The sequence below is a fragment of the Desulfonatronum zhilinae genome, from assembly GCF_900182865.1.
Classification (GTDB): domain Bacteria; phylum Desulfobacterota; class Desulfovibrionia; order Desulfovibrionales; family Desulfonatronaceae; genus Desulfonatronum; species Desulfonatronum lacustre.
Map to the genome: position 1 here is coordinate 65220 of NZ_FXUJ01000003.1, position 21085 is coordinate 86304.

At 61.7% G+C, this 21085-nt stretch carries 20 protein-coding genes; 9 read left to right on the plus strand and 11 right to left on the minus strand.

The genetic code is table 11. The annotated features are described in order from the left end of the window. Positions 1-273 precede the first annotated feature (273 nt). Genes AC559A_RS03965 through AC559A_RS03975 form a run of 3 tightly spaced genes read left to right on the plus strand, consistent with a single transcriptional unit; the run spans position 274 to position 2018 of the window. Positions 274-690 (plus strand): CoA-binding protein, encoded by a 417-nt coding sequence (locus AC559A_RS03965; RefSeq protein ID WP_028572679.1) that lies wholly within the window; start codon positions 274-276, stop codon positions 688-690. After that, positions 683-1147, plus strand: a complete 465-nt coding sequence (locus AC559A_RS03970; protein WP_028572680.1) for a YkgJ family cysteine cluster protein — start codon at positions 683-685, stop codon at positions 1145-1147. Before AC559A_RS03965 ends, AC559A_RS03970 begins: the two co-directional genes overlap by 8 nt. 40 nt (positions 1148-1187) lie before the next feature. Beyond that, positions 1188-2018: a J domain-containing protein gene (locus tag AC559A_RS03975; RefSeq protein WP_028572681.1), complete on the plus strand. Its 831-nt coding sequence runs from the start codon at positions 1188-1190 to the stop codon at positions 2016-2018. Between the two features lie 23 nt (positions 2019-2041). On the opposite strand, the gene AC559A_RS03980 is transcribed toward AC559A_RS03975, so the two are convergent. The 4 genes from AC559A_RS03980 to AC559A_RS03995 form a co-directional block, all read right to left on the minus strand. Then, on the minus strand, positions 2042-3610 hold the full coding sequence (locus AC559A_RS03980) for a sigma-54-dependent Fis family transcriptional regulator (RefSeq protein WP_028572682.1): 1569 nt from the start codon (positions 3608-3610) through the stop codon (positions 2042-2044). A 99-nt stretch (positions 3611-3709) separates the two neighbouring features. Next, positions 3710-4297 carry an indolepyruvate oxidoreductase subunit beta gene (locus tag AC559A_RS03985; RefSeq protein ID WP_028572683.1) on the minus strand — a complete coding sequence of 196 codons (588 nt, stop codon included), beginning with the start codon at positions 4295-4297 and terminating at the stop codon, positions 3710-3712. A gap of 2 nt (positions 4298-4299) precedes the next feature. Next, entirely contained in the window at positions 4300-6135 is a 1836-nt protein-coding gene (gene iorA / locus AC559A_RS03990) for an indolepyruvate ferredoxin oxidoreductase subunit alpha (RefSeq protein ID WP_498816378.1), read from the minus strand. Positions 6136-6226: 91 nt separating this feature from the next. Then, complete coding sequence (locus tag AC559A_RS03995) at positions 6227-6937, minus strand: tetratricopeptide repeat protein (protein WP_498816379.1); 711 nt, start codon at positions 6935-6937, stop codon at positions 6227-6229. 453 nt (positions 6938-7390) lie between these two features. Between AC559A_RS03995 and AC559A_RS04000 the strand changes: the two genes are divergently transcribed. Next, entirely contained in the window at positions 7391-8587 is a 1197-nt protein-coding gene (locus AC559A_RS04000) for a hypothetical protein (RefSeq protein WP_498816381.1), read from the plus strand. A gap of 144 nt (positions 8588-8731) precedes the next feature. Here the strand turns inward: AC559A_RS04000 and ygeW are convergent, their stop codons facing one another. The 6 genes from ygeW to AC559A_RS04030 form a co-directional block, all read right to left on the minus strand. Next, positions 8732-9931, minus strand: coding sequence for a knotted carbamoyltransferase YgeW (gene ygeW / locus AC559A_RS04005; protein WP_498816382.1), 1200 nt, complete (start codon positions 9929-9931; stop codon positions 8732-8734). Between the two features lie 102 nt (positions 9932-10033). After that, positions 10034-11248 (minus strand): YgeY family selenium metabolism-linked hydrolase, encoded by a 1215-nt coding sequence (locus tag AC559A_RS04010; RefSeq protein WP_498816384.1) that lies wholly within the window; start codon positions 11246-11248, stop codon positions 10034-10036. Between the two features lie 93 nt (positions 11249-11341). After that, positions 11342-12388 carry a TRAP transporter substrate-binding protein gene (locus AC559A_RS04015; RefSeq protein ID WP_498816385.1) on the minus strand — a complete coding sequence of 349 codons (1047 nt, stop codon included), beginning with the start codon at positions 12386-12388 and terminating at the stop codon, positions 11342-11344. Positions 12389-12565: 177 nt separating this feature from the next. Continuing rightward, positions 12566-13849, minus strand: a complete 1284-nt coding sequence (locus AC559A_RS04020) for a TRAP transporter large permease (protein WP_211239054.1) — start codon at positions 13847-13849, stop codon at positions 12566-12568. After that, a complete protein-coding gene (locus tag AC559A_RS04025; RefSeq protein ID WP_051434642.1) occupies positions 13846-14388 on the minus strand; it encodes a TRAP transporter small permease in 543 nt (180 codons plus the stop codon). The genes AC559A_RS04020 and AC559A_RS04025 overlap by 4 nt, the downstream gene beginning before the upstream one ends. Before the next feature lie 18 nt (positions 14389-14406). Next, entirely contained in the window at positions 14407-14538 is a 132-nt protein-coding gene (locus tag AC559A_RS04030; protein ID WP_498816386.1) for a hypothetical protein, read from the minus strand. Between the two features lie 209 nt (positions 14539-14747). On the opposite strand from AC559A_RS04030, the gene AC559A_RS04035 reads away from it, so the two are divergent. Then, positions 14748-15038, plus strand: coding sequence for a hypothetical protein (locus AC559A_RS04035; RefSeq protein ID WP_498816388.1), 291 nt, complete (start codon positions 14748-14750; stop codon positions 15036-15038). Here AC559A_RS04035 and AC559A_RS04040 read toward each other — a convergent pair. Then, complete coding sequence (locus tag AC559A_RS04040; RefSeq protein WP_498816389.1) at positions 15011-16252, minus strand: aminopeptidase; 1242 nt, start codon at positions 16250-16252, stop codon at positions 15011-15013. The genes AC559A_RS04035 and AC559A_RS04040 overlap by 28 nt on opposite strands. Before the next feature lie 388 nt (positions 16253-16640). On the opposite strand from AC559A_RS04040, the gene AC559A_RS04045 reads away from it, so the two are divergent. Genes AC559A_RS04045 through AC559A_RS04060 form a run of 4 tightly spaced genes read left to right on the plus strand, consistent with a single transcriptional unit; the run spans position 16641 to position 21020 of the window. Continuing rightward, on the plus strand, positions 16641-17408 hold the full coding sequence (locus AC559A_RS04045; protein WP_028572693.1) for an N-acyl homoserine lactonase family protein: 768 nt from the start codon (positions 16641-16643) through the stop codon (positions 17406-17408). 29 nt (positions 17409-17437) lie between these two features. Beyond that, positions 17438-17707, plus strand: coding sequence for a DUF4160 domain-containing protein (locus AC559A_RS04050; protein ID WP_498816390.1), 270 nt, complete (start codon positions 17438-17440; stop codon positions 17705-17707). Positions 17708-17715: 8 nt separating this feature from the next. Continuing rightward, positions 17716-17973 carry a DUF2442 domain-containing protein gene (locus tag AC559A_RS04055; protein ID WP_028572695.1) on the plus strand — a complete coding sequence of 86 codons (258 nt, stop codon included), beginning with the start codon at positions 17716-17718 and terminating at the stop codon, positions 17971-17973. Between the two features lie 14 nt (positions 17974-17987). Further along, positions 17988-21020 carry a DEAD/DEAH box helicase gene (locus AC559A_RS04060; protein WP_498816392.1) on the plus strand — a complete coding sequence of 1011 codons (3033 nt, stop codon included), beginning with the start codon at positions 17988-17990 and terminating at the stop codon, positions 21018-21020. The last annotated feature ends 65 nt before the right edge of the window (positions 21021-21085 follow it).

Genomic DNA, 21085 nt, shown 5'->3' on the forward strand with positions numbered 1-21085 from the left:
TCCCGCCCTTGTGTTGCTGATTCGCAACAACCGTAACTGTTTACTTGCCCAAAATCGTGGGGTAGACCTCTTTCGTTTCAACGCCGCCCAGCGGCTTGTCCCCCTAACTGAGTGCAGAAAAAGTCCTTATCCACAGTCCGTTCAAAAACAGCCAAGTGCAAGGAGCAAAAAAAGTTCAAGGTCGAAGCGTATTTATTCATACGTGAGAGTTTGAACTTTTTGCAGCGACGCAGCAATTGGGAGTTTTTCAACGGACTGTCAAGGAGTCCGAACATGCTCAATCTCGCTGAGCTAGCCGCCCGTCTGGCTCAGGTCAAGACCATCGCCGTGCTCGGGGCCAAGGACGTCCCCGGACGTCCCGTGGACCGCGTCGGCCGGTACCTGATCAACAGCGGTTTCACCATTTTCCCCGTTCACCCGGTTCGCAAAGACGTCTGGGGATTGCCCACCTATGCCCGGCTCCGGGATATTCCCGAACCCATCGATCTCGTGGACGTTTTTCGCGCTCCCCAGTTCTGCGCGGATCATGCCCGGGAATGCCTGGAACTGGCTCCTCTGCCCGGAATATTCTGGATGCAGACCGGCATAGCCAACCACGAAGCCCGGGAGTTGCTTCAGGCGGCCGGCGTGCATGTGATTGAGGACCTTTGTCTGATGATTGAACATCAACGCCTTGCCGACCATGGATAACCCAAAGGAAAACACCGCGTTCACCTGTCTGCGCTGCGGCGGCTGCTGCCAGGGCGAAGGTGGCATCGTGCTCACCGAAGCCGACGTGGTTCGTCTTTGCGGCCACTTGGGCATGGAACGCCCGGCCTTTGCCGCCGCCTATGTGGAAACGGTCAGCGGCAAAAATCGGTTGCGGACCGACGTCAAAGGATGGTGCATCTTCTTCGCCGAAGGCTGCACCGTGCATCCGGCCAAACCCACGATCTGCCGGGCCTGGCCTTTTTTTCGGGGCAACATGGTGGACGCGACCAGTTGGGAAATGGCCCAGGACGCCTGTCCGGGCATCAATCCCGAGCCGGGCCATCTCGAATTCATCGCCCAGGGAGAGACATACCTGCGAAGCCTGGAGGTGGAGCCGTCCTCGGATGTCGGCCCGAATGCCCTGCGTAGTGGAAAGGGTGCGCAAAACGCCCCCTGATCGCATGATCTGAAGTCATTCTTTCCGGACCGGTTCAGCCATGTCCTTGAATCGCAGCTTCAAAATCCTGGGCGTCGCGCCCGGCGCCCCCCTGGAAGACGTCAAAAAGGCCTTCCGCAAGCTGGCCTTCGCCTACCATCCGGACCTGCATCCGGACATGCCCGACGCATCCCGCCGCTTTCAGGAACTGAACGAGGCCTACATCAGGGTTTCCCGCCATCTGGAAACCCAATCCGAAGCCGCTGGTCAACCGCCTCCGGGACCGAAAAGCGGACGTCCTCAAGCCGACGGCAAGCGACCCAAAGACGCTCAAGAAACGCCGAGCGGCGCTTCGCCAGGTGCTTCGACGGGCGCCTCGGAAAGCGAATGGTCCTCCAGTTCCCGCTACGCCAAGACGGCCCACTCCCGCTATCGTCGCCAGGCGGCCTACCAGCGGGAGGATCTGCTTAAGGATCTGCTCAAGGACCCCTTCGCCCGCCAAGTCTATGAAGACATCTACAGTCAGGTTCGAGGAACGGGACGCGAACGGACCGCGGCGTCCGCCGAGGAACATGCCAAGAAGGTGCTGCGCGTGGAATGGGGGGATCGCAAGCTGGAGCTGGACTTCTCTCGAAGCCTCAAGGACCGCGTTGGAAGCTGGCTGCGCCGCCAGCTGGACGACGAACAGACGGTCTCCTTTCCCCGCCGCCAACTTTTCCCCGGCAAACACGTTCGCATCCAGATCCAACAAGGCTGGCGCGGCCCCGCCACCACCCTGGACGTGGCCCTGCCGACGGACTTTATCCCCGGCCAACCCGTCCGACTCAAGGGCAAAGGCCGCAAGATCGGCCCCTGGCAAGGCGACCTCTACCTGCGCATCCTGCCGAAGTAAGGGCCGGGTTTCAAACCCGTCCCCTACTTGCCGGCGACCTTGGTGACGAATTTTTTGGGGTCGATGCCGTATTTTTTGATCTTGTAGTTCACGATCCGGTAGCTGATCCGCAGTTCGCGGGCCGCCTGGAGCATATTGCCCCGGGCCTTTTTCAGGGCGTCGACCAGGATTTCCTGCTCGAATTTGGCCACGGCCTCGCCGAAGGACAGGTCCGTGTCCGTGGCCGAACTTTCGGCGGTCTGGAGGGTCGGCGGGAGGTGGTAGGTGCGGATGACCTCCTCGGTGCACAGCAGCACGGCCCGTTCCAGGCAGTTGCGCAACTCCCGTGCGTTGCCGGGCCAGTGGTACTGAGTCAGCAGATCCACGGCCGGGGTGGAGATGCGTTTGATCTGTTTGCCGTATTCTTTGGCAAAGGCATGCAGGAAGTGTTCGGCCATGGGCAGGATGTCCTCCCGGCGTTCCCGCAGGGGCTGGACGTAGATGGGAAAGACGTTGATCCGGTAGAACAGGTCCTCACGGAATTGCCCAGCGGCGATCAGGTCTTCCAGGGGCCGGTTGGTGGCGCAGACCAACCGGGTGTCCACGATGATGGTCTGTTCGCTGCCCAACCGCTGGATTTCCTTTTCCTGGATGGCCCGGAGCACCTTGGCCTGGGCGTCCAGGCTGAGTTCCCCGATTTCGTCCAGGAACAGGGTCCCCTGATGGGCCAGTTCAAAGCGGCCCTTCTTGCTCTGCACCGCCCCGGTGAAGGCCCCCTTTTCGTGGCCGAACAGCTCGCTCTCCACCAGTTCCGCGGGCAGGGCCGCGCAGTTCAGCCGGATCAAGGGCTGACCGGCCCGAGGGCTGGCCGTGTGAATGGCTTCGGCCAGGAGTTCCTTGCCCGTGCCGGATTCGCCGCGCAGCAGGACCGTGGCCCGGCTAGGGGCCACCTGGGAAATCTGCTGCAAGACCAAGCGCATGCTTTTGGAGGCATGGACGATGTTCTTCGGGGAAAAACCGGGGTCGTAGACGGCCAAGCCCTGTTCCATCAGATGCTGTTGTCTGGCCATGTCCTCCTGAAGTCGGGCCACCCGGTGGGCGATAATCCGGGCCACCACCTCCAAGAAACGGCAGTGGGTCCGTAGGACCTCCATCGACGCCGTGGGCAGATCCACGCTGAGCACGCCGAGAATCTCCTTTCCCTTGTCCTCGCGCTCCCCCTGCACCACCGGGACGCAGACAAAGGACAGCGCATCCATCTCCTCCTTTCCCCGGCCAAAGGCCCAGTTCAGAAAATCAGGGTGTTCGCTGATCACCGGAACGATGATCGCCTCCCCCTTGGCCAGCACCTGACCGGTGACGCCCTGGCCTTCCCCGTAGGACACCTGGGACGGCTTCTGGGGCCCGTGGGTCAGGCTTAGCTTCAGACTGCGGGTTTCGGAGTCGTAAATGGCCAAAAAATTGCGCACGTACCCCAGGTTGTGGGACAGAACCTGGAGCACGGCCTTCAGGCTGGTTTCCAGGTGCACGTCCGGCTGCATCTGGTCCAGTATTTCCTTGAGGGTATCCAGGCACAGGGAGAGATTGTCCAGTGTAACGGCTCGGGAAGGCATGGGGTCCTTGTTCGACGAGGGGTCGATTTCGATGAAAAGAACAAAGGCGCGGCGGCCGCGTGAGACGAACCGCCGCGCCTTCAAGAGGTTTTCAGGTGATCAGGCCACGGCCGCGGCGCCGAGACGCAGGGCCTTGACGTTGGCGTCCACCAGTTTGGGGGCCAGGGAAGCCGCGATGGTCTTCTCCATGCGCTCCAGGCCGAAGGGCAGGCGGTTCAGGGCGCAGAGCGCTCCCAGCAAGGCCAGGTTGCCGGCCGGCAACGCCCCGGCCTCCAGGCCCAGGCGCTGGCAGGGCAGGAAGTGCACGTGCGGAGTGCATTCCCGGACCATGCGCTCCATCTCCTCCAAGGGCGGTGACTGCTCCCGTCCGCAACAGACGCTGACTGGAGGCATCTGCTCACTGCTGCTCAGGATCAGGCCCTCCGGGGCGAGATAGGGCAGGGCGCGCAGGGTCTCCAACGGTTCGAATCCCAGCAAGACGTCGGCCTCGCCCGGGCTGATCCGGGGATTGACGTACCCGCCCATGAGTACCGTGGATTCCACGATGCCGCCGCGTTGGGCCATGCCGTGAACTTCCCCGGCAACCACTGGAATGCCTTCATCCAAAGCGGCCTGAGCCAGCAGGCGGGTCGCCGTGACCGTGCCCTGTCCACCCACGCCGGTGAAAAAAATTCGCAAACGGGACATGGTCAGCTCCTTTTCCGGGGTTTGATGTGTTCGCAGATTTGCACGCAGAACATGCAGCCGTTGCACTGGGCGGGATTGATGGCCATCTTGCCGTCTTGGGTGAAGAAGGCCGGACAGGCGAGGTGATCCATGCACTCGTTGCACCCGTCGCACCCCTCTTCCACCACGGCCGTGGCCGGACGCTTCCGGCCCATGACCCGGCGGGCGAAGAGCGGGCAGGGCTCCTCGGCGATGAGCACCCGGACCCCGGACAGGGCCTTGAGCTCCTCCAGGACCTCCTTAGTGGCCTTCATGTTCAGCGGATTCTGGACCCGGACATGCTCCACTCCGCAGGCCTTGACCAGGGCCAGAATGTCCACCCGGGCCGTGTTCGGCCCCTTGGAGGTGTGTTCCACCCCGGGATGGGGCTGCTGGCCGGTCATGGCCGTGGTCTTGTTGTCCAGAATGACCACCAGCAGATCGTGGTGATTGAAGACGGCGTTGGCCAGTCCGGTGATTCCGGAGTGGAAGAAGGTGGAGTCCCCGATATAGGCCACCACGGTGCGCCCGCTGACCTTGGCCAGCCCGGAGCCCGTGGAGATGGAGGCTCCCATGCACACGCAGGTGTCCGCGGCCCGCAGCGGCGGCAGAACGCCCAGGGTGTAGCAACCGATGTCCGAGGAATAGAGGGCCTCGTCGCCGAAGACCTGGCGCACGCTGTAAAACGCGGCCCGGTGCGGACAACCGGGACACATGTTCGGCGGACGCATGGGCAGGCCTTGCGGCGCGGGACAGGGCTTTGCCGTCGCTTGAGGCAATCCCAGGGCCGCGCTCAAACCTTGCTTGACGATCAGCGAGGAATATTCGTCGAAATGGGGCAGATGCTCGCTCTTGCCGTGGATTTCCACGTCGACGCCCAGGCGCTGGGCCAGGGCGCGGATCTCGGTTTCCAGGATCGGCTCGCCCTCTTCCACGATGATCACCTTGGACAACCCGCGCAAAAAGCCCTCGATCATTTTTTCCGGCAGCGGGTAGGAAAAGCCCAGTTCCAGCACCCGAACCTTGTCCAGCAGGTCCAGATCCGTCAGGGCGTCCTTGAGGTAAACCCGGCTGATGCCCGAGCTGATGCAGCCCACATCGCCCTGGCCGGAAATTTTGTTCAGCGGGGATTTTTCCGCCTCCTCCCGCAATTCTTCCAACTTTTGCAGCAGGATTTTATGCCTGGCCCGGGCCACGGCCGGGATGATCACGAAGCGCCGAGGGTCGGAAACAAAAGGCGCTCCCTGCACCGGTGGCTGCATCGCGCCGAAGACCACTTCGCCACGCTGGTGGTTGACCCGGGTGCTGGTGCGCAACATGACCGGCTGCTCAAATTGCCGGGACAAGTCCATGGCCGCCTTGGTCATATCCTTCATTTCCTGCGCGCTGGAAGGCTCCAGGCAAGGCATGCCCGCCAACCGGGCATAGTAGCGGTTGTCCTGTTCGTTCTGGCTGGAATGGCAGCCGGGATCATCCGCGCTGAGCAGCACCAGTCCTCCGGGGGCTCCGAAATAGGCTACGCTCATCAGCGGGTCCGCGGCGACATTCACGCCCACGTGCTTCATGGTCACCAGCGTCGACGCCCCGCCCAAGGTGGCCCCGATGCCGACTTCCAAAGCCACTTTTTCGTTGGTCGAGTACTCGAAACCGTAGCCGCCCTTGTCGCTAAGCCGAAAAAAAGTGTCCGGAACCTCGGACGACGGTGTGCCCGGATAGCAGGAGACGAAGCTGACCCCGGCCTCCAGCGCTCCGCGGACGATGGCCTCGTTGCCCAACAGCAGATGTTTTTCACCGGCTTGTCCTGAAAGAAGAATGTCCATACGTCGTGGTACCTCATCAATAACGGTTGGTGTTGGCCGCGCGGCGAACCGCGCGGTCGAAATCAGATCCGAAACCCGTGCGTTACGGCTCCTATGAAGATTCTCCGGCCATGCGCTGCCGAATTTGACTCGCCTTGAAGGCCAGATAGTCCGACTGTTGGCCGTCCTCCCGGGCCTGCAACTCTTCAAAGGTCCGCAGGGCCAGCTCCCAGTTTCCATCGGCCTCGGCGGCCTCGGCCAGTTGCAGCAGCACGAGGGGCAGGAACTCCTCGGACGCCCCGGCCCGCAGGGTCGTCAATTCCGTCACGGCCTCACCGGTCTGGCCCAGGTGCAGCAGGGCCGTTGCCCGCCCCACTCGGGCCAAGGCCTTCCAGTTATCCGGTCCGACATCGACCAACAGCTTCCAATACTCCAGGGCCGTTGCCCAGTCCCCGATATCCTGGGCCGCCTTGGCCGCTTCCAGATGGTGGCGCGGAAGCAAGGGCTCGGCCATCTCGCCCCGCAGCCGCATCAACGCTTCCAGCCGCTCCGCTCCGTGGTATTCCAGCAGTGCGTGGCTCAAGGCCTGTTCACTGTTGGCCAGTTGGCGTTCCTGATAGGCGTTGAACCCGGCGTATCCGGCAATCAAGACCACGAACACCGCGGCCGCCGCGGCGAGCTTTTGCCAATGCTCCACGAGCTTATCGAAAAAGGCGCGGGACTGCGTGCCGATCTCCGCCTCGAACCGATCTCCAAAACCTTTTCCCTCCGGCGCTTCCTGCTCCGGAAGCGACTCGCGGGAATGCTTTTCTTTTGCCGACATCAACGACTCCCTTTGAAAAAATGAATAGTGTACAGAATTGTGACTGGACGTTCTGCTACACAGAAATGTAAAAAAGGTAAAGCTGAAAAAAGCCCTACAATGACGACAATTTGTATTGTCTTGATATTGTAGGGCTTTTTGTCCACCGGAAGGCTTCGTGGAGGCCATGATCTTGTTTCATCAGCTCTTCTTTCTTAAAGAATTACCTTGTCTCCCTCTCTCAAACCGTCTTTCTGAACGTTTTTGTTCACCTCGCGACCTTTCATTTTGCAAAAGATGTTGTTATGAATCAATATGCGACAGGCGATCCCGAAGGGCCGTCCGTAAGGGCCATCCATCGCTCGTCGTTTTTTTCGAACGAAAAACCCCGTGCCATCAGCGAACCGATCCCAAAGCATCGCTTTACGGCCCGCCCTTTTTAGATTCTCAAGCTTTTTTTTTCGGAGCCACGCCATGTCCCCCCCCCCCCGCCGTCCGATGGCACGTCTTTTTGTGTCCGGAGCGGCCTTCTTCCTGACGACCATGATCCTTTTCGCCACCGCGTCCACCTCTCGCGCAGGCGACGCCCAGGACTTTCCGGAGCCCGTGACCGCGGCCATGTCCGCGCTGGTCGAGCGCATCCAGGACCGTGGTCCCATCGAAACGCAGGATTTGCTTCCCCTTCTGCGCTTCGCCCGGGACACCGCCTTCACCCGGGACGATTGGGACATTCCCGGATTGTTGAACGCCACCGGAGGCTACTACGGATACGCCGTTTCCTCTCCCGTGGATCGAATCGTGAAGTACATCTATCACCCCGAGTTGCCGTCCTCGCTGTTTCACCCTTCCGTGGTCCGTGCCGGCAAATGGTCGGAAGATCCGGGAGAGAACATTCCCGAACTCTGGAAAAATCTGGAAGAAGGGCGGATCGTCGTGGTCCGAGGGCAGGAACTCGAGGAGTGCACTCCGGATGTGAACACCGGAGGGTATTACACCTACCAGACGGATCGCATGATCGTGATGGTCAACCTTGAAGGGGAGAAGTACCTGCTGTCCGTCAGCAAGCAGCAGGATCAGTCCAGCGTGGGCCGCAAGGGCGTGGTGATCGGTGAGGACCGGGACTGGAACTATTTTTACACGGATGAAGAGGGGCTGACCACCGGCGGGCTGGGGTGGGTCAATTCGTACATGTTCGACTCCTTTTCAGTGACCGTGTTGTCGGCGGACCCGGCCGATCCGGGCCGCACCCGTCACGCCATGTTCAAATGGCTCCGGGCCGGCTGGTCCGGGATGAATATGGTCCGCCCCAATCACGTGCGCAACGGGTGTCAACGCTTTGCCCAGAGTCTGATCCGGCTGATGGAGTCGGACAACCTGCCGGAACCCGACGCCCTGGTGGCCATGAGCAAGCGCGTTCGGGCCATGGATGAACAAGAGGTCCTGCGGACCCTGCAACCGTATATCGAAAACCTTCGGAGCATCGCCTCCGAGGATGCCATCCTCTCCCGTCGAGCATTTCAACGCATTCTGAATCAGGACAATCCCCTGGAGCATTACACCCTCTACGCCAAGCAGAGCTTGGTCATGAAGGAATTCCTGAAAAACACGGTCGGGGTCCCGGCCTTGCTGTCCGTGAACCAGGACGACGTCCTGGTTTCGTTTCTACGCTGACTCCGCCCTTGCGGGTTTCATGCCGCTCTCCCGACGAGGGGCCAATACGCATGCAAAACGGCCGGAGCGTCCTAGGACGCTCCGGCCGTTTTGCATGCAACGAGGAAAGCCCGCCTCTTGAGTGGAATCGTGGTCTCTTTTTCCTTAGCTGACGCAGCGTTTGCGTTCCCCGTCCAGCATGCCCATCAGGGCGTCAGCGGGGTGTTTCAGACGGGAGAGCAGGATCATGGCGGCCACCACGTAGGGCTTGTAGCCGGCCTCCTTGTAGGTGTCGATCCGGTACCGCTCAAAGACCGAAGCCTGGACCTCGCCCTGGGCGCAACTGACCCCGGAGATGTCCGCGGGCAGGCAATGCATGTACAGGGCACTGGCGTCCTTGGTCAGCTTCATCATGTCTTCGGTGCATTCCCAGTCCACGAAACGCTTGTTGTTCTCCAGGCAGCGTTTTTCCAGATCTTTCAGACCTTCGGTGTCGCGCTGACTGAGCAGCTTGGTGCGTTCCTCCATCACGGCGAAGGGGGCCCAGCTCTTGGGGTAGACGATATCCGCGCCCGTGAAGGCCTCGGCCATGGAGTTGACCACCTGGAAAGAGCCGCCGGACTCGGCGGCCTGCTTGCGGGCCAGCTCCTCCACCTCGGGCAGCACGGTGTAGCCTTCCGGATGGCCCAGGACCACGTCCATGCCGAGCCGGGACATCAGGCCGACCACGCCCTGGGCCACGGACAGCGGCTTGCCGTAGGAGGGCGAATAGGCCCAGGTCATGGCGATCTTCTTCCCCCTGAGCTTGTTCAGGCCGCCGAAGTGATTGATCAGGTGCAGGGCGTCGGCCATGGTCTGGGTGGGATGGTCCAGGTCGCATTGCAGATTGACCACGCTGGGCCGGGTGGGCAGTACGCCCTGGCGAAAGCCGTCATCCAGGGAAGCGGCCACTTCCCGCATGTAGGCGTTGCCTTGACCCAAAAAAATGTCGTCCCGGATGCCGATGGCCTCGGCCATGAAGGAGACCATGTTCGCGGTCTCGCGCACCGTCTCGCCGTGGGCTATCTGGGATTTTTCCTCGTCCATGTCCTGCACGGTCAGGCCCAAAAGGTTGGCCGCGGCGGCAAAGCTGAACCGGGTCCGGGTGGAGTTGTCCCGGAAGATGGAGATGGCCAGGCCGGAGTCGTAGAGTCTGGGTGAGACGTCCATGGCCCGCATGGCCCGCAGGATTTCGGCCACGTCGAACACCGCGGCCAGTTCCTCGGCCGTCTTTTCCCAGGTCAAGAGAAAGTCGCTGTGATACATGCCCTCGATCCGGCGGCCAGCCAGCCGCCGAATCGTTTCGCGAATGCCGGTTTTGTCCATGATGGGAGTTCCTTTTTTGATAATTGGAGGAAAGAATTCAGTCAGGAGTCAGAAATTATTGATGTCGCAGCAGTTGACGATAACCAGGCTTGCTCGGAACCTTCAACCTTGCGTCCGCTCCACGTACACCGCCGGAATCAAAGCGTACATAGCCGCAGCTTGGACCAGTTCGGATTTCCAGGTTTTCTCGTTCGGGGCGTGGGCCTGGTCTTCGTGGCCCGGACCGAAGCCGACGCACGGGATGCCCAGGCGGCCCATGATGGATACGCCGTTGGTGGAAAAGGTCCACTTGTCCACCAGCGGTTTTTCCCCGAACAACCGGGTATAGGTTTCCACCAGGGTTTCGCAGACCGGGTGGTTCTCTTCCAGCACCCAGGCCGGGAAATAGCATTCCGTTGGATAGACCAGGCCGGTGTAGGACGGCTTATCGTAGTTGTACATGGTCACTTCCGCCCCGGCCGCGCGCACCGCGGGCAGATTGCGGATCTGTTGCAGAGCCTCTTCCCAGGTCTCGCCCCAGGTCAGACGACGATCCACGGAAATCCAGCACCCGTCGGCCACGGCGCAGCGCGAGGGCGAGCAATGACCGATCTCGGAGACCGTCAGGCTGCCCTTGCCAAGAAAGGGGTCGGTGCGCAGATTGGTGTGCAGGGCCTGGAGTTCATTGAGGACCGGCCCCATCTTGAAAATGGCGTTGTCCCCGCGCTCCGGGGCCGAGCCGTGGCAGCTCACGCCTTTGGTGCCCACCTGGATCTCCATCCGACCCCGCTGGCCGCGATAGACGTTGCAGGACGTGGGCTCGGTGGAGACCACGAACTCCGGACGCAGTTTGCCCTCGTTGACGATGTACAACCAGCACAGGCCGTCGCAGTCCTCTTCCTGGACCGTGCCGGCCATCATCAGGGTCACGTCCTTGGGCAGCAGGTCCAGATCCTTGATGATTTTTCCGGCATAAACCATGGAGGCCATGCCGCCTTCCTGGTCGCTGGCCCCGCGACCGGTGATGGTCTCCTCGTCCTCATGGCCGAGAAAGGGATCATGGCTCCACTGCGAGCGGTCCCCCACCCCCACGGTGTCCACATGCGCGTCCAGGGCGATGAGCCGGGGGCCGTTGCCGATGAACCCCAGGACGTTGCCCATGGGGTCGATCTCCACCCGGTCGAACCCGACCTTCTCCATCTCCTTCTTGATCAGGGCGCACACGGCCTCTTCCTGGCAGGACTCGCTGGGAATGGCGATCATCTCGCGCAAAAACCGGCTGATCTCCGGCTTGTAATATTCCGCGCGTTCCACGATTTTTTTCGGATCAATTGACATTACCGCCTCGCTTTAACTTCTGTTTTGAGTCATCCAAAAAAACAGGGCGCGCCCCGCATGGGGCGCACCCTAATGGCTTGCTTGATATCGACTCTACTTGCCGACCTGCTCAATAGCCTCCAGAAAAGCGTTCATCATGGCCACGCCTTCTTCACCGTGCTTGTCGGCGATGATCTGTTTCACCGCGGGCATGGCCTGGGCCTGGAATTCGGCTTTCTGCTCAGGGGTTAGAGCGTTGACTTCCATTTTCTTGGATAGGGCGGGCAGGCCGCGGTCCGAGGCTTCGATGATCCGGGAGATGCCGCGGCCGGCCACGATGGCGGAGGTGGCGGCGTTCTGGACGATGGTCTGTTCCTGCTCGGAGAGGGAGTTCCAGAAGTTCATGTTCACGGCCCAGACATAGGGGGCGAAGAGGTGCCCGGTCAGGCTGAGGTACTTCTGCACTTCGTCGAACTTGGCAAAGGCGATGATCGGGACGGGGTTCATCTGGCCGTCGGCCACGCCGGTCTGCAAGGCGGTGTACAGTTCGGCCCAGGCGATGGGCGCGGGCTGTCCGCCCAGGGAGTTGATCAGCGCCTGGTGGGTGTCCAGGGTCATGGTCCGGATCTTCAGGCCCTGCATGTCCGCCGGAGTGGTGATGGGCCGACGGGAGTTGGAGAAGTGAAAAAAGCCGCCGGAGTCCCCGAAGCCCAGGATCTTCAACCCGGTCTTGGCTTCCATGTCCGCGGCGTACTTTTGACCGAAGGGGCCGTCGAAGACTTCGTACGTGGCGGCGATGTCCGGGAACGCGAAGGGTACGTCGATGATGCCCATCATCGGGTAAATGGAGGCAAACCCGCCCACGGAGTGAATACCCATCTCGATCACTCCGGCGCGAACCTGTTGGAGCACTTCGTTGTCCTTGCCCAACTGGCCGTTGGGGAAGGTCTGGACCGTGAACTCGCCGTTGGTCCCGGCCTCCACCAGGCTCTTGAACACCGTGGCCATGGCTCCGGTGGCGTTGTCCAGCGGGTCGTCGTTGTTCAGGTGGTGCAGCTTGATGGTTTTCTGGGCCTCGGCCTGGGGCGCGACGCCCAGGATCAACGCCAGGGCCAGGAAGGGGGCCAGTACGGCCATGAACAAATTTGTCCTCGTTTTCATCTCGTCTCCTCCATTCAGGTTAAAATATGGTTAAAGTTGTCTCACCAGCAACTCTCACTCACCAGCGTATCACCAAGCATCAGCCAATATCCGCCATCCGACCTCATCCCCCGATCCCGCCTCCTGACCTCTGAATTCTGACTTCTGAATTCTGGATACTGACTCCCCCCCTTCCCCCTACATGCCCAGGAGCAGCCGCGGAATGAACATGGTCAGCTTCTCAAAATAGGCCACGCAGAACAAGATCCCCACCTGCAAGAGCAGAAAAGGCCACAGGGCCATGGCGATCCGTTCGATCTTCTCACCGGTGATCGAGGAGAGCACGAACAGACACGCTCCAACGGGCGGGGTCATCAGGGAGATGTTCAAGGCCAGAATGATCATGATCCCGGCATGCACCGGGTGCATGCCGATGGCCTGGGTCAGTGGAACAAGGACCGGGGCCAGGATGATCAAGGCCGCGTTGATGTCCATGAACATCCCGATGACCAGGAGCATGCCCAGGATCATGGCGATGATCACGTACGGCTCCGAGGACACGGTCAGGAAGAAGGCGGCGATGGCCTGGGGGATCTGCATGAAGGTCATCCACCAGCTCAGGATCGAGGCCGAGGCGATGATCAGGAAGACCACGCCGGTGATCCGGGCCGTGCGGATGAGCATTTCCAGGATGTCCTGCAGGGACAGGGTGCGGTAGACGACGATGGCGATGAACAGGGCGTAGAACACGGCGATGGCCGCGGCCTCGGTGGGTGTGACGATCCCGCCCAGGATGCCGCCCAGGATGATGGCCGGCATGAGCAGGGCCAGGATGCTGTCCTTGAAGGCTCGCAGGATGTTCCACAGACTCGGCCCGCCCTCGCCCTTGGGCAGGTTCCAGCGTTTGCCCATGGCCGCGATCAGGGCCATGCACAGCAGGCAGATCAACAGGCCCGGCAGGATCCCGGCGGCGAACAGCCCGGCGATGGACACGCCCATCAGCGAGCCGTAGATGACCATCAGATTGGACGGCGGGATGGTCGGCCCGATGATCGATCCGGCCACGGTCACGGCGCAGGCGAAAGGCCGCGTATAGCCTTTCTTGACCATGGCCGGAACCAGGGTGTTGCCGAAGGCGGCGGTGTCGGAAACGGCGGCCCCGGTCATCCCGGCGAAGAGCACGGACGCGACCATATTGGAATGGGCCAGCCCGCCGCGCAGATACCCCACCAGGGCGTCGGCGAAATGAGCCAGCCGCTCCGTGATCCCGGAGCGGTTCATGATCTCCCCGGCCAGGATGAAAAAAGGCATGGCCATGAAGGTGAACAGGTCCAATCCCTCGAAGAACCGCTTGGGCGCCATGGTCAGAAACGCCTCCCCGCCGATCTGGAGCAACCCGACCACCCCGGCGATGCCGAGGGTGAAGCCGATGGGCAGGCCCAGCAGGAGCAGACCGAAAAACACCGTGGCCACGAGAATCATGGCTTTTCCTCCGCAGCTATGTTCGGGGCGGACATGGAAAACAGCGGGGGCGGCAGATCAGCCAGTTCCCTGACCGTGGCCACCACGATCTGGACGCAGGTCAAGCCCGCGCTGACCGGGACCGAGGCAAAGGGAAAAAACATGGTCATCCCGAAGATCGTGGCGAACTGGGAGGCCCCGGCCTGGGCCATGCCGATGCCGTAGACGGTCAGGAACAGAAAAAAGCTGAAGCCCACCATGTCCAGCAGGACCCGGAAGGGCTTTTGCATTTTTCGCGGAAAAAAGCGGAACAGGATGTCCAGGCCGATGTGCTCCCGGCGGTAGGCCCCCACGGGCACGGCCAGCAGCGCGGCCCAGATCATCACGTAGCGGGACAGCTCCTCGGTCCAGATGCCGCCGGAGCCGATGAAGTACCGGGTAACCACCCCCCACCAGATGATCGCCACCATCACCGCCACCAAAAGCGCGCAAACCCGCTCCGTAACCCAGTTCAACACGGCCCCGAAGCGATCAATGGCGATGGCGGTTTGATGGAACATGTTCAAAAAAAGTGACCTTCATTCAGCGCGAGGAAGGAAAGAAGTTCCCCCGTCCGTGACCATGGCGGTCATGACGGCAGGCAAATTTTCTTTGCCCGATTTGCGGGCTCGTTGCAATGGCGGCACATCGAAGGACGTCGTCACATCCATGCCTTTCCGGCTCCTTCGATGGGCATAGCACAGGCTTTTTGCATCAACGGTCAACCAAAACGCCTTCGACATGGCCTTGATGATTGCACGGCACTCAAATATAGGTGCATGGCCGGGTTCACCGGGAAAATGTGCGGGGAGCGGCGAAGACCGTCGCCGCGAGGCTGCATTCAGATCACCAACGAGAACAACGCCAAGGAGCGATAAGCATGCAGGATGCGCGAGGACTCTACTATTACCCGGTGCCGGGCAACAAGAAGGAGCGGATGTACGTCCGCGAACGGGCTGGAAACGTGGAGTTCCGGTTGTGGAACCAGGAGCGGCCCCAGGTATGGGAGCAGCATGACTGGCTGCCCTACGAGGTCGTGGAGCAGGCCGCGGCCAAGTACTCGGGCAAGGGAGAGTCCCCGTTGGCCCTGTACGACCTGGACATCGCCCTGGCCCTGGTTCGCGAGGAGCGGTTGAAGAAGGCTCAGGCCGTGAACACTCCGTCTTCATAGATTACGCGGCTGCCGCCGTCGGCCAGGGTGGCGGTGACCCGTTTTTGCTCGGTGTTCACCAGGTCCCAGTGCTGATTGGATTCGTTGAAGCCCAACTCCCGGCGCAGCGCATGCACGAAGTCCGCCGGGTTTCCGGCAAAGGCGTCCGGATGGCAGGAGCCCAGGGCGATATGGCAATTGCCTTCCGGGCCGCCGATGTTCTCATCGAACAGGGTGTTGGCCATATATTCCGGGATCCGAGAATGCTCCCGGCTGGTCAGGGAAAATTCGCCGACCCGCCAGGCCCCGTCGTCCAGGGCCAGAAAACGCCGCAACCGATCCGCGCCGCTTCGGGCCTTGACGCTGATCACCCTGCCCGCCTGAAACGCCAGGCGTACGCCTTCCACGGGAGTCCCGCCCACGTGGACCACCTGGTCGGAATGAAACACGCCCTCGGTGAACCGACAATCCGGAGATGTGTAGACTTCGTAGCTGGGCATGTTCCGTCCGGTCAATCCCAGCCAGAGCCGGTGCTCCCCCAGGCGCAGCCGCAGATCCACCCGTGCCGACTGGACATGCAGCTGGCGGATGGAAAGTCCATTCAACCACTCCAGGGTCGTCGCCTGCTTCCGCGCGAACCGCTTCCAGTCCCGCACCGGGTCGTCGCTGCCCAGCATGCAGGCCGTGCGCACCCGGGCCGCGTACTCCTGAAGCGTCAGTCCCGCGGCGTCGGCCAGGGCCTGGGTGGGGTACATGGCCACGGTGCGCCCGATTTGTCCGCCAAGTTCTCGAAAATAGAGTACTTCCCGGAGCGGGTCCCGGGCCGAATCCCGTCGAACCTGAATTTCCGGGGTCACGGCTTCCAGGTGGGTCAGGCTCTCCGGGGCCAGAATCCGGATCAAACCGTTCACCCCGCCCTGGCGCTCCGGTTCTCCGGGGGCAACCATGTTCAGTCGCTTGTTGTTCGCGAAGCGCAGGTAGCTGAGCTCCATGGCCGGGGTGGCCCGCTGATGCTGCACCGGGACCAGGCCACGCTCCAGAATACGGGTGTAGAGCACCTCGACCAGCTCCCTGGCCAAGCCGTCGTATTCGATGAGCACGGTTTCCGAGTTCTTCAGCGGCCTGCCTCGGGAGCGCTCCACGGCCCAGAGCAGCACGTCGGCGTAGCGCTCCAGTTCCTCGTGGCGAAACAGTCGATCCGAAGCGTCCTGTCCGTTCTCTTGTTCGGGGGGCATCGCGTTTTTCTTTTGCATGCCGAAGAGTATAAACGCTTTGGCCACCGCCGCAAGGCCATGCTCCGCCTGTCAGGGATAATCTGTTCTCATCAAAATCCAAATCGCGATCGAAATCGAAATCGGTATTAAAAAATGCTGTGCATCATTCCGTGATTGCTTCATCTTCTTGGGCATGAGGTTCGATTTCGATCACGATTTCGATTTCGATTTCGATTTCGATTTCGATACCGATTCAGATTCCAGATGCGGACGAGGATCAAGGTCGAATCTGCCGCACTCCGCCTGTTTGCCCCGCCCCGCCTTCCGGGGTATTGAAAACGTCGCGGACGGCGGCGACTTCCTTTGAATCCGCGATTTTCAACCTATCCAGATCACGGGAGATGCAAGTATGAGCAACCAACAATCCTGGCGCATTCACCCCATCGTCGTGGGCAGCAAGGTTTTTGACCAAGGCATGATGACCTATCAGCACGCCCATGGCCAGCCCTACACCATCCCGATCTACGTCTGGTACCTGGAGCCCGTGGACGATTCGTCCCAGCCCAGGGTTCTGGTGGATACCGGGGAAATGAGTCCGGTCCAGTCCGCGGATCGGGAACAAGCCATCGGCGGGAAAATCCACACTTTTGAGGAAGGGCTGGCCCTGTACGGACTGAAGCCGGAGGACGTGGACGTGGTCATCCACACCCATCTGCACAACGACCACTGTGAAAACGACTTCAAGTGCGCCAACGCCGTTTTCTATGCCCACGCCAAGGAATTGGAGCGCATCCATGACCCGCATCCCTTGGACTTTCGCTACAACGAGGAATTTATCGAGGACATGGAGGATGCCGACAGGTTCCGGGTCGTCACCGAAGACCAGGAAATCCTGCCCGGCATTTCCGTGATCCACACCCCGGCCCACACCGAGGGCGGACTGACCGTACTGGTGGACACGCCATCCGGACGGGCGGCCATCACCGGATTTTGCGTCATCGACGAAAACTTGAACCCGCCCCAATCCGTAAAGGCCATGGAAATGGAGGTCATCCCTCCCGGCACGAACATCAACCCGTGCCTGGCCTATGACCAGATGGTCCGGGTCAAGGGCCTGGCCGACATCCTCCTACCCCTGCACGAACCCAGGTTTGCCGCGATGTCCACGATTCCGTGACGTGTACCGGCTTGCACGAAGGAGCGATTATGCCCACGATCAGCATGTTTTACGGCATCCTGGTATTGATGTACTATCGGGACAATCGACGTCATCATCTTCCGCATGTCCATGTCCGCTACCAAGGGGATGAGGCGGCTATCTCAATTGAAGAGGGCGTGATTATCGAAGGCGCTTTGCCGAACAAGCAGCTCCGAATGGTTCAAGCGTGGGTCGAGATCCACAAGGAAGCGTTGCTGGTCAACTGGGAATTGGCCGTGAGCGGTGAGCAACCTTTTCGCATCCCCCCATTGCAGTGAGGTTCGCCATGCTTTTTGACGTCCTCTCCGTCATGCCCCGATCCGGGTATATTCTCGATTTGCAGTTCAGCAACGGCGAACGCCGCCGTTTCGACATGAGACCGCTGCTGACAATGAAGCCCTGGAATCGAATCGCTTCACCGGCTGTTTTCCGGCGTGTCCGCGTCGACTATGGCACTCTCGTCTGGCCAGGTGAAATCGATATCGCTCCGGAAACATTGTACGACGATTCGATTCCGCTGGATGAGAGTCGTGCGGACGAGTAACGTCCGACCTTGATGTGACCTCCTCCTCGCCCATTTCCACGTTCATCCAGGGCATTGAACATGCCCAGCGGCTGCCCGCCAATTGCCTGGTCCACCATGAGGTGCTGGCGGAGCGGGCGGGCCGGTTCGCGCCGTTGCCCGAGGACCTGCCGGAGGGATTTTCGGACTGCCTGGCTTCCCTGGGCATCACCAGCCTTTACGCCCATCAGGCCGAGGCCGTGGGCCGGATACGGGCCGGACGGGACGTGGTGGCGGCCACGCCCACGGCCAGCGGCAAGAGCCTGATCTACAACCTGCCGGTGCTGGAGGCTCTGTACCGCGACCCCGAGGCCCGGGCCTTGTACCTGTTTCCGCTTAAGGCCCTGGCCCAGGACCAACACGCCGGGCTACGAGAGATGATCGGCGGTTGGCCTCGGGAACGTCGGCCGACCCTGGCCGTGTACGACGGGGACACGGACAGCCAGGACCGCGCCCGGATCCGCCGGAAGCCGCCTCGGATTCTGATTACCAACCCGGATATGCTCCACCTGGGCCTGCTGGCCCACCATCATCTCTGGCGGGATCTGTTCCGGAACCTGCGTTTCGTGGTCATTGACGAGGTCCACGTCTACCGGGGGGTGATGGGCTCGCACATGGCCTGGGTGTTTCGCCGCCTGGAACGAATCTGCGCCCACTACGGGACCAGGCCGACCTATGTCTGCTGCTCCGCCACCATCCACAACCCCGTGGAGCTGACCCGTGAACTGACCGGACGGAATGCCGAGTTGATCGCCGCCAGTTCCGCGCCCCAGGGCCGCAAGCACATGCTCTTCCTGGACGCGGCCCAGGGGCCGTCCCAAACCGCCTTGACGCTCCTGGAGCAGGCCTTGATTCAGGGCCTGCGAACCATCGTCTATACCGGATCGCGGAAAATGACCGAGCTGCTGGGCATCTGGTCGGCCCAGCGGCTGAAGGAATTCCGGGACCGGATCGGCTTGTACCGGGCCGGGTTCCTGCCCAGGGAGCGCCGCCGGATCGAAGCGGACCTGGCCTCGGGCCGGATTCTGGCGGTGATCTCCACCAGCGCCCTGGAGCTGGGCATCGACATCGGGGATCTGGATCTGTGTCTGTTGGTGGGCTACCCCGGCTCGATCATGGCCACCTGGCAGCGGGCCGGGCGGGTGGGGCGCGGGGGGCAGGAATCCGCGGTGGCCCTGCTGGCCTACGAAAACCCCCTGGACAAGTTCTTCATCCGGCATCCGGAGGTGTTCTTCGCCAGTGCGCCGGAAGCCGCGGTGCTCAACCCGGCCAACCCGGCGATCATGGAACAGCATCTGCTCTGCGCCGCGGCGGATCTGCCCTTGGACTTGGACGAACCCCTGGTGCGGGAGGAACACGTCCGCAAGCGCGTCGACGCCCTGGTCAACCGGGGGAAACTGCTGCGCACAGCGGACCGGCGCAGGCTGATCTGCCCGGACGAAAATCCGCACCGGGAGGTCGGTTTGCGCGGCAGCGGCCGGAGTCTGCTGATCTTTCACGGCGAGACCGGCGAGCAGATCGGGCTGATGGATTGGCACCGGGTCTGCACCGACGCCCACCCCGGCGCGGTCTACCTGCATCAGGGCCGGACCTATCTGGTGGAGCGTCTGGACCTGGAAACCGGCGCGGTGTTCGTGCTCCCGGCCAAGGTGAACTACTTCACCCGGGTCCGGGGCGAGAAGCGCACCCGTATTCTGGAGACCCAGGCCTCCAGGCCGCTCTGGAACACCACCATCCACCTGGGGCGACTGGAAATCACCCAGCGCTACCCGGCCTTCGAGCGCCGCGCCCTGCGGGGCCACAAACTGCTTGAAGTGGTGGACCTGGACCTGCCGGAGAATATTTTCGAGACCGAGGGCATCTGGCTGGTCATCCCGGAGGCCGTGCGCCGCTCCCTGGAAGACCGCCAGATGCACTTCATGGGCGGAATCCACGCCCTGGAGCACGCCTGCATCGGCATTTTGCCCCTGTTGATTCTCACGGACCGCAACGACCTGGGCGGAATTTCCACGCCCCTGCACGAAGACCTGGAACGGGCCGCGGTGTTCGTCTACGACGGGATTCCCGGCGGCATCGGCCTGACCCGGCAGGCCTACGCCCGAGCAGAAACCATGCTCCAGCGCACCCTGGAGGCCGTGGACGGCTGTTCCTGCGAAACCGGCTGCCCGGCCTGCGTCCATTCCCCGAAATGCGGCTCCGGCAATCGGCCCATTGATAAAGAGGCCGCTTTGGCCGTGCTGGAGGCCCTGGGCGGACGGGCAGGGCAGGGCTGGGGGACCGAGGCGTGCGGACCTCGATCCGTACCCCTCGCTCGTACTGGCGAACCCGGTTCGGCCGGAGCCGGGCCGATCACAATTTCTGGCGGAGCTCCAGACCCAGGTCTAGGTCTAGGCGTCGGCCCAGAACTCTCCCTGGCCGCTGAACCGCCCGCGGAATATGGGGCAGGCACCCACGTCCCCTTTTCCGACCCGGAGCAAGTAACGCGAACCGCTCCGGTCCCTCACTTCGCCGTGCTGGACGTGGAGACCCGCTATTCGGCCCAGGAGGTGGGCGGCTGGTGCCATACGGACCTGATGGGCGTGAGCTGCGCCGTGCTGTATGACTCCAGAGAGGACGCCTTTCTGGACTATCTCCAGGAGGACATCCCCCGACTGGCCGCAAAGCTGCGGGAATTCGACCTGGTGGTGGGCTTCAATATCCTGAATTTCGACTATAAGGTGCTTCGCGGTGTCCTGGACTTCGACTTTCGTTCCCTGCCCACCCTGGACATGCTCAAGGTGGTTCACGACCGCCTGGGCTACCGCCTGTGTTTGGATCACCTGACCAGGCACACCCTGAACGCCCAAAAATCCGGCAACGGCCTGGATGCCCTGAAATGGTGGAAAGAGGGCCGCATTGACCAAATCATCACCTATTGCCGCCAGGACGTAGCCATCACCCGGGATCTTTACCTGCACGGACGGGACAAGGGCTACGTCCTGTTCCAGAACAAGGCCCGCAAACTGGTCCGGCTGCCGGTGAGTTGGTAGGCGTTTCTGGGGCGTTCCCTCGGAGGAATGCTGGAAATGCCCTCCCGGACTTATGGAGTCGTGGC